Origin of the sequence: Trichocoleus sp. DQ-A1, from assembly GCF_039961955.1 — a bacterium.
In the GTDB taxonomy this organism is placed as follows: Bacteria; Cyanobacteriota; Cyanobacteriia; order Cyanobacteriales; family FACHB-T130; genus FACHB-T130.
This window is the reverse complement of record NZ_JAMPKE010000015.1, coordinates 1-13,390: the sequence shown is the minus strand read 5'-3', so window position 1 is coordinate 13,390 and position 13,390 is coordinate 1. Positions and strand designations below refer to the sequence as shown.

Sequence of the window (13,390 nt, the reverse complement as noted above, 5' to 3'; positions counted from 1 at the left end):
GTTGAGTTTAATTAGAATTCATTAGAAAAATTTTAATCATTTAACAGTAGGATGACTCCAGAAGAAACTAGATTACAAGAAGACCGCGATCGCAAAGCTCATTGGCGGCGATGGGGGTCTTATTTGAGCGAACGACAGTGGGGAACGGTGAGAGAAGATTATAGTCCTGATGGCTCGGCTTGGGACTATTTTACTCACGATCAGGCTCGTTCTCGCGCTTATCGCTGGGGAGAAGATGGGATTGCCGGGATTTCGGATAATCATCAGCGGCTTTGTTTTGCGATCGCGCTTTGGAATGGAGAAGATCCGATCCTTAAAGAAAGGCTTTTTGGCTTAACTGGGAAGGAAGGAAATCATGGCGAGGATGTCAAGGAATATTACTTTTATCTTGACAATACTCCCACTCATTCTTACATGAAATGTCTTTATAAATATCCACAACAAGCATTCCCTTATACTCAACTCGTTGAAGAAAATAAGTGTAGAGGTTATCAAGAGCGAGAATTTGAATTACTTGATACTGGAGTTTTTGATTCTGATGCCTATTTCGATATTTTTGTTGAGTATGCCAAAGCTTCACCAGAGGATATTTTAATTCAAATTAGTGCTATCAACCGAGGAACTGAAGAGAAAACGCTGCATCTTCTCCCGACTCTCTGGTTTCGTAATACCTGGTCTTGGAATAATTCTGAAGAGAAGCCCAAAATCAAAAAGCTCAAAAGTGACGAGAATCTAAGTATTTTAGAAGCTACTGAAGCAACGCTAGGCGAACGCTGGCTTTATTGTGAGGGGAATCAGGGTGCGGAAACGCCGCCTCTACTGTTGTTTACAGAAAATGAAACAAATCAGGAAAGATTGTTTGGGGTAAATAATCCCTCGCCCTACGTAAAAGATGGAATTAATAATTATATTGTCAGCGGTCAAAAAGATGCTGTAAATCCTAACCAAACAGGAACTAAATTTGCTGCAAATTATAGATTAAGAATTGCTGCGGGCGAAACCAAGGTGATTCGACTACGACTAACTGATTCACCTGACTTTGCAGAACCATTTGGTGCGGATTTTGACACAGCTTTCCAAAATCGCAAACGAGAAGCTGATGAATTTTACGAAAAAGTTACTTCTCCCTGTTCGCTAACGGAAGACAGGCGAAATGTGCAACGACAAGCTTTCGCGGGAATGTTATGGAATAAGCAATATTATTACTATGTTGTAGAGGAATGGTTAAAAGGCGATCCGATTCATCCGTCACCCAAGTCGCGCCAAAGCATTAGAAATTCTGAGTGGATTCATCTTTTCAATGATGACATTATTTCCATGCCGGACAAGTGGGAATATCCTTGGTTTGCAGCCTGGGATTTAGCCTTTCATGTCATTCCCTTAGCAACAATCGATCCGGATTTTGCAAAGCGGCAACTCGATAGATTGACGCGGGAATGGTATATGCATCCCAATGGTCAATTACCAGCCTATGAATGGGATTTCAGCGATGGTAATCCGCCGGTTCATGCTTGGGCAACATTCCGCATTTACAAGATTGAACAAAAAATGTATGGTCGCACTGATAAGAAGTTTTTAGAGCGCGTATTTCAAAAGTTACTGCTTAATTTTACCTGGTGGGTGAACCGCAAAGATATCGGAGGGAAAAATGTATTTCAGGGAGGTTTCTTAGGAATGGATAACATTGGTGTCTTTGACAGAAATGTAGAACTTCCTACAGGCGGAAACCTAGAACAGTCTGATGGTACAAGTTGGATGGGAATGTACTGTCTAAATATGCTAGCGATCGCGCTAGAGTTAGCGCAAGAAAATTCCGCTTACGAAGATATCGCTAGCAAATTTTTTGAACACTTCCTTTATATCGCTGATGCGATGAACTGTATGGGCGATGCAGAGACATCTTTGTGGGATGAAGCTGATGGCTTTTACTACGATATGCTGCATTTACCCGATGGTACCTATTTGCCCCTAAAAGTGCGTTCAATGGTTGGGCTGATTCCCCTATTAGCAGTTGCGACGATTGAACCAGAAATGTTGGAGAAACTTCCAGGTTTTCAACAACGAATGCAATGGTTTATTCAAAATCGCCCTAACCTGAAGCAAAATGTTGCGTGTATGGAAACGCCAGGGGTTGGTGCTAGAAGATTACTTGCGATCGCTTATCGAGATAAACTGCGCCGGATCTTAGAGAAAATGCTCGATGAAAATGAATTTTTAAGCTCCTATGGGATTCGCTCCGTTTCAAAATTCCATGCGAATAATCCCTACATTTTTCGGGTCAATGGAGAAGAATACCGGGTAGATTACGAACCCGCAGAATCCAGGAGCGGCTTATTTGGGGGGAATTCCAACTGGCGCGGGCCTATTTGGTTTCCGATTAATTATTTAATTATTGAAGCTCTTCAAAAATTTCATTACTACCTGGGTGATGATTTCCAAGTCGAATGTTCCACAGGTTCTGGTCAAATGATGAATCTCTGGGAAGTCGCCACAGAATTGTCGCAAAGGCTAACCCGAATTTTCCTTCAGGATGAATCAGGTAAACGTCCGGTTTATGGCGACTCGGAAACCTTTCAAAATAATCCCCATTGGCGCGATTTAATTCTGTTCTACGAATATTTTCATGGCGATAATGGCGCAGGACTGGGCGCTAGTCATCAAACTGGCTGGACAGGTGTAGTCGCTAAACTCATTCAGCAATGCGGCGAATACGGCGGACAAAATCAAGCTTCCAAACCTGCTCAAAAATAGACTGAACGGTGAACTATTATCAGTAGCAGGGTGATTTTTGCTTACCACTGCAAACTGGACGGGCAAAGTGTTGGGAATTGGAAAACTGGGCAAACCGGAATTCAAGGCTGGAGTCAAATGGTTAGCTTGGTCAGCAGGTTTAGCAGTCGCCAGCGTAGGAGGCTGGCTAGTTTATGGGTTGCTGCTAAATCGCTCCGGCGACCCAGTGGCGGTGCGTTTGGTCAAAGTAGAACGAGGCACCGTTGAGAACACGATCAATGAAAGTGGCGTGGTTGAATTAGGCGGTCAGCAAACCCTCAAATCCCCAGCGGAAAGCGCTGTGGAACGGGTGTTAGTACAACTTGGCGATCGCGTTCAATCCGGTCAAAAACTCATCGTTCTGCGCGACACCAAGCAAGAAACAAGCCTCGACGCCCAGCAGTTGGAGATTACTAAACAGGAACTCACTTTGGCACGCAGTCGCCAGAAAGTTGTAGAAGCCCAGGAAAGGCTAACAACTGCCCGAAGAGAACTCCAAAATCGTGTCAATCAGCAGGCGGCAATTCGGAAACAGGAACTCAGCATCAAACGCAATCAGCAGAAGATTGCCGAAGCTCAGGAAAAGCTAACGGCTGCCCAACAGGAACTCAAGCAGCTGCAAGTCCTCGCTGACAAAGGCTTCATTCCAGCCAACGAACTCCAGAATCAGCAAGAACAAGTCCGCGATGCCCAGTCTGCTTTACGAGATGCTCAGTTAGAAGCGAGTACAAGTAGCTTAGAACTCCAGAGCCTTCAGCAGCAGCGTCAAACTGACCAGCAAGAAATCTTAGACAAGGTGGCGACTGCACAAACTGAACTGCGGCAGGCACAATTAGAAGTCGCTACCACCAGTCGGGACATCCAGATGAAGGTGCTGGAAATCAAAAATCTTCAGCAGCAACTCCAAAACAACATCGTCACTGCACCCATTCAAGGGAAAGTTCTCAACATCATGGTTAAGAATGGGAATGGCGTCAACATTGGGAATGACCTGCTGACTTTAGGCGATCCGACACAAGAGTTGGTGAAACTCAATCTTTCCACACTCAATGCTGCCAAAGTGAAGAGCAATCAACGTGTCCGCATTAGTGTGATTGGTCCCGATGCGAAGAAATTTACCGGACGAGTGCAAAGCTTGTATCCCCAAGCGATCGCTAGCACTTCTAGCAGCAGCGAGCAGGAAAGCCAATCCGGACAAGCCACGGTGCCTGCAACTGTCAAGCTTGACCAACCCACCCGCAGATTAATTCCTAGCAGCCAAGTCAGCGTCGAAATCATTTTGCAGCAGCGCCAGAACGTCGTGGTTTTGAATACGGAAGCCATACAGCGCTCTGGTTCTAAACCCTTTGTCTGGGTACGAGATCAAGGCAAGGCGCAAAAACGGGACGTATCTTTGGGGCTAGAGGGATTAACAACCGTAGAAGTGACTTCAGGTTTGCAACCGGGGGACTCCGTGGTGCTGCCCCCACCGGATGCTTCCTTAGAGCCAGGAACGCCGGTTATTGTTCAAGAGAAATTAGAAAAGAAAGATGAAAAGTGATTGGTAATTGGTAATTGGTAATCGGTAATTGGTAATCAATATCCTTGCTCTCATGCTCAGCCTGGGAAACAGAAAAAAGAAACATGAGAAGTAATTGGTAATTCCTAATTTTTAAGTTGATATGAGCCTCTCCCCCTTCGACCTCCTCGCGCTCACCTGTAACTCGCTACGCAGTAACCCTGTGCGTTCTACCCTTACCACTTTGGGCGTTTTTATGGGTGTAGCAGCAGTCAGCGCCACGCTTCAAGTGGGCAGCATCAGTCGAGCGGTAATTGCCAAGCAACTCGCTGAGAGAGACGCCCCTCAAGTCTCTGTCTACATGAATGGGGAACTCCGGTCAGAAGACATGGAATACTTGCGACAGCGGCTAGAGGGCGTGCGGGCAATCAGTGCCTCTAGTGGGTTCTATCCGAATCCTCAAACCTTATTTCAGGATGAAGAAGCCCAACCTAATATGAGGTCTGTTACTCAAGACTTTCTGCTCACGTCGGGAAAGCAATTGGTAGCGGGGCGCTTCTTCACTCCTGCCGATTTTGAAAACTATCGCCCTGTCGTGGTGCTCGATCAATTTTTAGTAGACAAACTTTTTAAAGGTCAGAAAGCTGTTGGAGAAACCATTTATGCTAATTCAAGACCCTACGTCGTTGTCGGGGTCGTGCCAACCGTTACCCCATCTTTTGGGGAACCTGAAGGTGAGGTATTGATACCGATGTCGTTTTACTACGCCCTGACGGGTAGCCGCGACCTTGGCTCCTTCAAGATACGCCCTTACAAAATAGAAGACTTAGAAGATTTGGCAGACAAAGCCAAGCAACTGATGGAGCAGCGCTTCCCAGGCAAAGAGGTTTATGCCTGGAACAACGTAGACGAAATCTTGGCGCAGCAGCAAACCTTGGAAATGGCATCCAATGGGCTGACAGCCGTGGGAATCATTTCGCTACTCATCGGTGGCGTCGGCATTGCCAATATCACAATCGCAGCAGTAATGGAGCGTACCCCAGAAATTGGGCTGAGGCGGGCAATTGGGGCAAAAAGGCGGGACATCTTGCTGCAATTTATTCTGGAAGCGGCAATCCTGAGTTTATTGGGGGGAACTGCCGCTATTATCTCGGTGCATGGCTTGACGATGGTTGTCGCCGAAACTTTTAAGTTACCTTACGAATTTGAAAGCAAGACGGCTGCCTTGTCCTTAGGATCTGCACTCTTGGTAGGAGTAGGCGCTGGATTTTTGCCTGCTGTGAGAGCTAGCCGACTCGATCCCGTGAAAGCATTGCGTAACTCTTAGCCTCACGAATAGGCATTACGTAAAGCGGCTCAATTTTTGATTTTGGATTAAATCGGCAATGGTTCAATCTAAAATCTAAAATCAACCAGCTAAAAGCTATCCGCGATCATGCACAAGCTCGACGACCCAGATTCTCAACCTCCAGCTTCTAGCGGTAGGTTTTTGCCTCCTATCCGCTCTCTTTTTGGGGGGGTCGTTCTGCTTGTGACTGCAACTTTAGGCACGACGTTAACGTTAGCCACCGTTTTTAAGCTTCATTCAACGGCGGTAAGAGCGACGACAGCTAATGTTCGGACAGCAGCTCAGACACAGACGCCGGAACTCGCACGCCCGATTATGGTTCCGCCAACGGATAGAGCAAAGCTCAAAACGGCTCCAGTCTCAGAAAGCCCGGGGGTGAACATAGGCAAAGCAATAGTTTTAGGGGGAACTGGTGTAAAGAATGCGATCGCTCCTTCTTCTCTTTCCCCACTCGCAACTAAAACCAGTCCAACTTTTACGCTTAACGCCCAGCCAAGACAATTCCCACCCTCTCCAACTACTAGCCCGCCTTTACAAGGAGAGTTGGAGGGATCTAGTATCCCCCCATCGGCAAAAAGTATTCACCCCCAATCTTCGCCTCCCGTTGCCGCATCCCGGTCAATTTTAAAGGTGTTCTCTGGAGCCAGGAAACCAGCCGCTTTATTAGCTCAAGCGCAACCAAAACCCAACCAACAAGAAACCGTAACAACTGGGCGAGGGATTCAATTAACCCTAGCTGATGTTGTTATCTTGGTATTGCAAAACAATAAAGATATCAAAAACGCTTATTTAGAAAGAATCGCCCAAAGACAAGACTTAGCAGTGGCAGAAGATAGATTTGTCCCTGATTTTACGCCTAGATTATCATTTAATCTCGATCGCTTTGGTTCGGGTGGAAACACTAGCACGAATAGCGATCTTGGTGTTGGTGCCACTGTTGAGGTCACGGTTCCTACGGGAGGTAGGCTGAGTTTTGGTTGGGAAACGAACGGTCAAACGTCAAATATAAATAATTTCAATGTTGATAGAGATAACAATCTATTTGGCTCAAATCTTCAGCTACGTTTAACTCAACCTCTATTACGAGGTGCTGGTATTGCAGTTAATCAAGCTCCTATTGAAATTGCTCGACTCGATGAAAGAGCAAATATTCAAGGTTTAAAATCAACTCTCATTAATACCATCACTGAAGCTATCTTAGTCTACCGCAATTTACTTAGAGCGCAGGAAAGACTGAATATTGAGCAGATTTCTCTAGAAAGCGCCCGCCAAATTTTAGAATTTAACCAAGCCTTGATTGAGGCTGGGCGACTCGCGCCAGTTGAAATTGTTCAAAGCCAGACAGACATTGCAAATAGAGAAGTCAGCTTGTTAGAGGCTCGGAATAATCTGGAGTCTGTCAAATTAACTTTGTTAGATATTCTAGATATCGAGCAAACTCTTAATATTGAACCTGTAGAAGAAATAGTATTGCAATCGAAGTCTTTAGATTTAAATAATCTAAAACAAATTGCATTTCAAAACAGACCGGATTATTTGCAAGCACAGTTCAGCTTGGAAAGAACAAAATTTGAAAGATTAATTGCAGATAATAACCGGCGCTGGAACTTAGACTTAGATGCAGGTTACGGCGATTCCTTAGATGACACAACCCAACTAACAGCTGGGTTAATCTTGTCCCGTACCTTCGGCGATCTCACTGTGGAACGAGATTATCAACGAAGTCAAGTAAACTTCCAGAAAGCAGAAAATACTTTAGAAAGTCTGCGTCAAAGTATCGATATTGAAGTAACAGATAGAGTTAGAAATGTAAATCTAAGTCTTCGACAGGTGCAACTTGCCCAGCAAGCAAGGCAATTGGCTGAGAGAACACTACAAATAGAACAAGAAAAACTGAGATTGGGAAGAGGGTCAATTTTTCAGGTTGTGAGTTTTCAGAATAATTTAGTAGAGGCAAGAAACCGAGAACTAGATGCAACGATTGATTATCTCAATGCCTTGACAAATCTCGATCAATCTGTCGGTACCACACTGGAAACTTGGCAGGTGACAATTGAAAGAAAATGATATTAAGTCTCAGGAAAAAAACCATTGTTAAACTACCTGAGTCTCTGTCTCCAATAGGGTTTGCTGAACTTAGGTGAAGGGAAAACTATCTTTTTCCAGTTACTTATTACCCCTGACAGATTCTATCGGCATCACATCATGAAAGCGGGTATAGTCGATCGAGCGCCGCCCGTCCGGCATCCTAGATAAGATGTCCACAAAACGCATATTCCACAGGATATCGGACGTGGCAAAGGAGTGACGGGCATGGATCGTCTGTGAAACGATTTCGTCTAACCCAGTCAGCATCACGACGATCTCGCTTTCCGACTCAGCCAGGGAGTCTACCGTAACCCCATAAAGCGGACTCGTCTCGTCAATCTGATGCATCACCGTCCAACTCAATGCAAACATGGATGTATGACTGCGAACTAATTTGAGATCGTAAAACCGACGCATGAATTCTCCCTCCCGATTGACTTCGTTGCGAACTAAAGTCACCCGGATCTGCGCTTCTACAATTACGTCGCGCCGCTGGTTAGCCGTCCGAAACATCAGAGTCGGCACCCCATCATAGGGAGCGATCGCTGCCACGCGACTGAAAATCACTCTCGCCGTTGGCACGGAGAACCGCGCAAACGCCAGTCCCGTCGCCATTGCCACTCCGAAAAGACCCGCCAGCGCTTCGACTGTCACCACCGCATTCGCGTAAGGCGTACGCGGATACATCGCACCGTAGCCGATAGTCGCCATCGTCTGGACGCTGAAAAAGAAGGCGTCAAGGAAGGAACCCGGTTGAGCGTTCTGGATGCAATCTCCTCCAGCTAGATAGATGAGGGCAAATACCGTGTTGGAGACTAAATACAACAGACTGAACAGCGCTAAGAACCATCCCCAGGAAAGGGTAAGCAGCAAATGATATAGATCGCCCCGATGAAATCCCGATACCCCTCGCCGCACGATGTTCAACTGCCCATCCCGGCTCACAAAGCGCGTTAATGAGGGCGAACGATATCTTTTGCCCATAGATTGTTGTTATTAGGAATCGGCGTCACGCAGGCGACCTTTCCTAGAAAGCTATCCCATCAAGAGGACAAACACAAGCATCTCGGTTGAGCCATCGTTCTCCCACCTGCTTTAGCGCTGTCATCACGGGTTGAATTTCTCGCCCCTTCTGGGTGAGCGAATACTCTACGCGGGGAGGAATTTCTGCGTAGACTCGGCGTTCCACTAAACCATACTCTTCTAGTTCTCTGAGCCGTATCATCAACGTTTTGGTGCTAATTCCAGGCAATGCTTCTAGGAACTCGTGGGTACGGCGATCGCTTGTAAACAACTCTCTGAGAATCAGAATAGACCATTTACTGCCGATTAAGTCCACGGTGAACTGGATTGGGCATTTTGTCTCTATGCACTGGCTGCTGTTAAGCATTGATGCCTCTAGATATCGCTCTTTTCTTTGCTTATTCTGACCAATCTTCTGAACAGAGGGACGCTGAAGTTAGCTCCCGCCAAATATTTTAATCTTTCTTAATAAAGCTCTGGACAAGTTGCAACGGGTCAATCTTTTACTTTTGGTAACTATAGTGTCCTTCCAGCCACTGTCAGATTTACGGATTTTCTATTTTTAGGAGTTGAGTAGGATGCAAATAGAAGGAACGAACAGCCTTCCTTCCCGCTCAACTTCTTCAATAAATCAAAATATTTGAGGTTTTTCAAATGATTCGATTACTTGTCGGTGTATTAGTCTTTGTTATCAACACAATTTACCGCGATCGCCCTTATCCCCGTTTTTACGTCCTAGAAACAGTTGCTCGTGTTCCTTACTTTGCCTACTTATCAGTTTTGCACCTTTACGAAACAATCGGAATGTGGCGCAGAGCAGATTGGTTAAAAGTTCACTTTGCGGAATCTTGGAACGAACTCCATCACCTCCTAATTATGGAATCTTTAGGGGGTAATCAGCAGTGGTTCGATAGATTTTTAGCACAACATACTGCTTTACTTTATTATTGGGTGATCGTTGTTCTTTACATTCTCTCGCCTCGTTCTGCCTACAATTTCATGGAATTAGTTGAAGGACACGCTTATCATACTTACGATACATTTTTGCAAGAAAATGAATCAGAATTAAAAGCTACATCTGCCCCACAAATTGCTATCAATTACTATCGAGACGGCGACTTGTATATGTTCGATGAGTTTCAAACTGGAGGAGTTCCAGAAGAACGCCGTCCCGTCATCAACAACCTCTACGATGTGTTTGTAAACATTCGAGATGATGAAGCGGAACACGTCAAGACAATGATAGCTTGCCAGAAGCCTGATGCTCAATTAACCTTCAAGAGTCCCCATACGATAGAAGTAGGTGCAACATTCCTTGCCCCAGATGAAGAAGTTAAATCAGTTGTTATGCAATAGGATGTGCTGATAAAAAAACAAAAGGAGAGATATTTAAACTATCTCTCCTTTTGTTTTTTTGAAGGAGTTAGAAATGGCTATATCTCTTTTATGTCAATAGATTAACGCCATTTACAAACAGAGGAAAACCAAGTAATGAAGATTAAGCGATCGCATTCTTGTGAAATCTCAGTCGCTCAATCAATTCATAAAACGGTGTCCAGTTATCTTCTTGGTCAATTTTCTCCCAAACCGCTTCTATTTCGGGTCTGACTAATGCAGTTTTAGGATTATGACGACGTAACCGTGTTGCTATATTATCCAGTTCGCTATCTGGGAAACTGAGTAAAGTTTGCAGGTATAAATTTCTCCAGTCTTCCAATAATGCTGTAGCCTCAGGCGCATTCAAAAATTCTTCTGCTTTCAGAATATTTGTCGCATCGTCACGCCAATTGCGGTCAAACTGATTTGTTACTTCCCAAAAGAAACTGTGATAGCTTACTTGTGTTTCTACCAGGAGTTTCAGAGTTTGCATCACTAATTCTTCTGCGGCTAAATCGGGCAGATTCTCGAATCCCAATTTACCGATCATCCGCGCGGTGTAAGTTCGGTTATAATGCTCGGCAAATTGGGATAGAGCAACTTCCATCTCTGGCATAGGAATAACCGCAGATAGGGGTTGTTGGAGCATTTCTAAATTTAGCTGGCAAATTCCTGGTTGATTGCCGTAGCTGTAGCGTCCGTAATAGTCAAAGTAGGCAGCAGTAAATTTGGGGTCGTAGGTGTTAATAAAAGCGTAGGGACCATAGTCGAAACTTTCCCCAGTAATAGACATATTATCGGTGTTTAAAACCGCATGACAAAACCCAACGGACATCCATTGAGCAACAAGTTTTGCAACCCGCTTGACTAATTCTGCATAAAACAGAATGTAGCGGTCTTGCTTATCTTTGAGGTGAGGATAATATTGTTCAATTACATGGTCTAAAAGCTTTTCAGTTAAATCCTTGCGTCCAAAAAAGTGCAATCGCTCAAATGTTCCAAAACGAATGTGGGAACGGCTGAAACGAATCATTACCGAGGATCTTGTTGGAGAAGGTTCATCGCCTCGCCAGAGTCCTTCTCCCGTTTCAATCATTGATAAACAGCGGGAAGTACGAACTCCTAAATAATGAAGTGCTTCAGCAGCTAAAACTTCTCTGACACCACCTTTAAGCGTGAGTCTACCATCGCCGCCTCTAGAATACGGAGTCGTACCAGACCCTTTCGTTCCAAAGTCATAAAGTTCGCCATCCGTACCGCGCACTTGTCCGTAGAGAAATCCTCTGCCATCGCCTAAACGAGAGTTATATTCTCCAAATTGATAGCCGTGATAACGCAAAGCTAAAAATGGTCTAACTCCTTGAAACATCCCAAATGCTTCGATAAAATCATCGTCTGTCACCGTGTCTGGTTTCAGTCCCAATATTGGTAATAATTCATCGTTGCGAAAGCGCAGAATATATTTAGGAAAGTCTGCCGCTGCTACTCGATCAAAATAATCATCGCCTAAAGCTTCTAAGGCAGACTCATAATTGAGATTTAAAAAAGGATTGGAAAACTTTTCAGGAGTCATAAGTTACTAAAATACCCAATGAATGTAATTCGTGCCTATACAAACATACGGACTGAAACAAACATTATAAAGACTGCGTAGGCAGTCTTTGTTTGTATAGCGCCAGACTTTAGTCTGTTAGCGAAGCGGCACGAAGTGCGCGCACTTTGCAAAATGTTTCATTTCTATGCTACGGATAAGCAAGTATACAGTTTCAGCATCAAAAGACTGAAATATGCTTATTCGCCCTGCTACACCTGCTGACGTGCCATCTGTCCTCCCGATGGTTGCCAAGATTTGTGCCTTGCATGAAGCTTGGGATTCGGCAAAGTATGGATTCTTGCCGAATCCAGAGTTGCGTTATGAGAAGTGGTTGAGTCGGATAGCGTCTAGTGCATCGCTGGATGCGCCACCGCAACGCGATCGCAATATCTTCATAGTCGCTGAGGCTGAAAATAAGCAAGTGGTGGCGTTTCTGGTAGCGACGGTAGAACGGGAAATCCCGATTTACCGTTTACAAGAATATGCTTTTATTCACGACCTCTGGGTTGAAGAGGAATATCGCCAAGCTGGAATTGCGAAGGCGATGGTGATGCAGGCAATTGAACGCTTTAACTCGATTGGAGTCAAACAAATTCGCCTCGATACGACTGTTGCTAACGAGGCGGCGCGGCGATTATTTTCTTCCTGCGGCTTTCGCATCAGTACGATAGAAATGCTGATTGAATTAGGCTGATACCAAGAGAACGGCTTTTTTTGTAAGTAGAGACATCGGGTTGAACAGCTCTACCGTACTCCACACTCTTGTTTGGACAGGAACCCGCACCAGAGTGTTACCGTTCCCTTCTCGTTCAGACCAAGGTGTGTTTTTCGAGAAGCTTAGCCAATCCCGGTATCCCTTCCTCCACGTTTTTCTTAGCCGAGCCGCGCAATTTTTTATAGGTACCCAATACGAGGCTGCTTCTGACGCTCTCCATCCTGGCATCGGTAACACTCAGGATAGCATCTGCTGCGGGAGAGCGGCTGGCAATGAAGTGCGCGACTGGATCTCCTTTCTGGACACTCTCGCTCCAAATGGGATCGAGTGCTGTACACCATCCTGGCAGGAACTGCTCGACAGCGTAGCCAATGTACCCTGGCTTTATACCCTTGACGGCGTTGTAGCCTGCCTTTATGGCAAGACCAGATATACCTGACTTGGAAGCGACCTCCTCATCGAGCAATTTGCAGAAGTCATCTACAACTTCAGCCTTTTTGCTTGGGTTCAAGAGCTGGTCGCTAAGTGCCATTTCGATCCTCCTAAGTGTAAAAGCGCTGGATTTTGATTCCACTAATTGTTTAGGGAAAAGACAGAATAGATGCTATCACAGTTACAAACTGTTATAAAGAAAAACTTAAGCGCATAGTTAATCTGGGGGAAGCGATCGCCCCTATCTTCTACCTGTTACAACAAGGGTGTCAATGCGGGCATTGCATAATTTGGCGAGATTGCACCAAAAAATTTTGTATTCTTCAAAGTCGATTGAGATTACGACTAATCAATCAAACTTGCTATGACTAATGCCCTGCGGGTGATTTAGGACTAGAGCCTTTCCCTAACAGGACTTACGCAGTTAATTAGTAGACCTCCTGCATGAATGGTCAAGTAGTGTGCCAGTTCATAATCGAGATTGCACAATAAGGGAGTAGATCAGCATCAAGACACTGGGGAGTTGGTATGCCGTATACGGAGCTA

The 13,390-nt window shown here is 45.1% G+C and carries 10 protein-coding genes; 6 read left to right on the top strand and 4 right to left on the bottom strand.

What is annotated here, in order from left to right:
* The first annotated feature begins 51 nt into the window (after nucleotides 1-51).
* The 4 genes from NDI33_RS15705 to NDI33_RS15690 all read left to right on the top strand — a co-directional run bounded on the left by NDI33_RS15705 (nucleotide 52) and on the right by NDI33_RS15690 (nucleotide 7,682).
* A complete protein-coding gene (locus tag NDI33_RS15705; RefSeq protein ID WP_190675295.1) occupies nucleotides 52-2,751 on the top strand; it encodes a glucosidase in 2,700 nt (899 codons plus the stop codon).
* A 37-nt stretch (nucleotides 2,752-2,788) separates the two neighbouring features.
* Nucleotides 2,789-4,309 carry an efflux RND transporter periplasmic adaptor subunit gene (locus tag NDI33_RS15700; RefSeq protein ID WP_199302405.1) on the top strand — a complete coding sequence of 507 codons (1,521 nt, stop codon included), beginning with the start codon at nucleotides 2,789-2,791 and terminating at the stop codon, nucleotides 4,307-4,309.
* A gap of 121 nt (nucleotides 4,310-4,430) precedes the next feature.
* Nucleotides 4,431-5,594, top strand: coding sequence for an ABC transporter permease (locus NDI33_RS15695; RefSeq protein ID WP_190428460.1), 1,164 nt, complete (start codon nucleotides 4,431-4,433; stop codon nucleotides 5,592-5,594).
* Nucleotides 5,595-5,798: 204 nt separating this feature from the next.
* The gene (locus NDI33_RS15690) at nucleotides 5,799-7,682 is read left to right on the top strand and encodes a TolC family protein (RefSeq protein WP_206753664.1); all 1,884 of its coding nucleotides are present in this window, start codon (nucleotides 5,799-5,801) and stop codon (nucleotides 7,680-7,682) included.
* 99 nt (nucleotides 7,683-7,781) lie between these two features.
* On the opposite strand, the gene NDI33_RS15685 is transcribed toward NDI33_RS15690, so the two are convergent.
* Together NDI33_RS15685 and NDI33_RS15680 are read right to left on the bottom strand one after the other, a co-directional pair.
* Complete coding sequence (locus NDI33_RS15685) at nucleotides 7,782-8,687, bottom strand: ion channel (protein WP_190675291.1); 906 nt, start codon at nucleotides 8,685-8,687, stop codon at nucleotides 7,782-7,784.
* Between the two features lie 43 nt (nucleotides 8,688-8,730).
* Nucleotides 8,731-9,093 carry a helix-turn-helix domain-containing protein gene (locus tag NDI33_RS15680; protein ID WP_190410050.1) on the bottom strand — a complete coding sequence of 121 codons (363 nt, stop codon included), beginning with the start codon at nucleotides 9,091-9,093 and terminating at the stop codon, nucleotides 8,731-8,733.
* A gap of 287 nt (nucleotides 9,094-9,380) precedes the next feature.
* On the opposite strand from NDI33_RS15680, the gene NDI33_RS15675 reads away from it, so the two are divergent.
* Nucleotides 9,381-10,082: an alternative oxidase gene (locus tag NDI33_RS15675; protein ID WP_190675288.1), complete on the top strand. Its 702-nt coding sequence runs from the start codon at nucleotides 9,381-9,383 to the stop codon at nucleotides 10,080-10,082.
* Between the two features lie 142 nt (nucleotides 10,083-10,224).
* Here the strand turns inward: NDI33_RS15675 and NDI33_RS15670 are convergent, their stop codons facing one another.
* Nucleotides 10,225-11,676 carry a YdiU family protein gene (locus NDI33_RS15670; RefSeq protein ID WP_190675286.1) on the bottom strand — a complete coding sequence of 484 codons (1,452 nt, stop codon included), beginning with the start codon at nucleotides 11,674-11,676 and terminating at the stop codon, nucleotides 10,225-10,227.
* 214 nt (nucleotides 11,677-11,890) lie between these two features.
* Here NDI33_RS15670 and NDI33_RS15665 point away from each other — a divergent pair, with 214 nt between their 5' ends.
* Nucleotides 11,891-12,391 (top strand): GNAT family N-acetyltransferase, encoded by a 501-nt coding sequence (locus NDI33_RS15665; protein ID WP_190675284.1) that lies wholly within the window; start codon nucleotides 11,891-11,893, stop codon nucleotides 12,389-12,391.
* A gap of 115 nt (nucleotides 12,392-12,506) precedes the next feature.
* On the opposite strand, the gene NDI33_RS15660 is transcribed toward NDI33_RS15665, so the two are convergent.
* Complete coding sequence (locus NDI33_RS15660; protein ID WP_190410046.1) at nucleotides 12,507-12,944, bottom strand: hypothetical protein; 438 nt, start codon at nucleotides 12,942-12,944, stop codon at nucleotides 12,507-12,509.
* Between the last annotated feature and the right edge of the window lie 446 nt (nucleotides 12,945-13,390).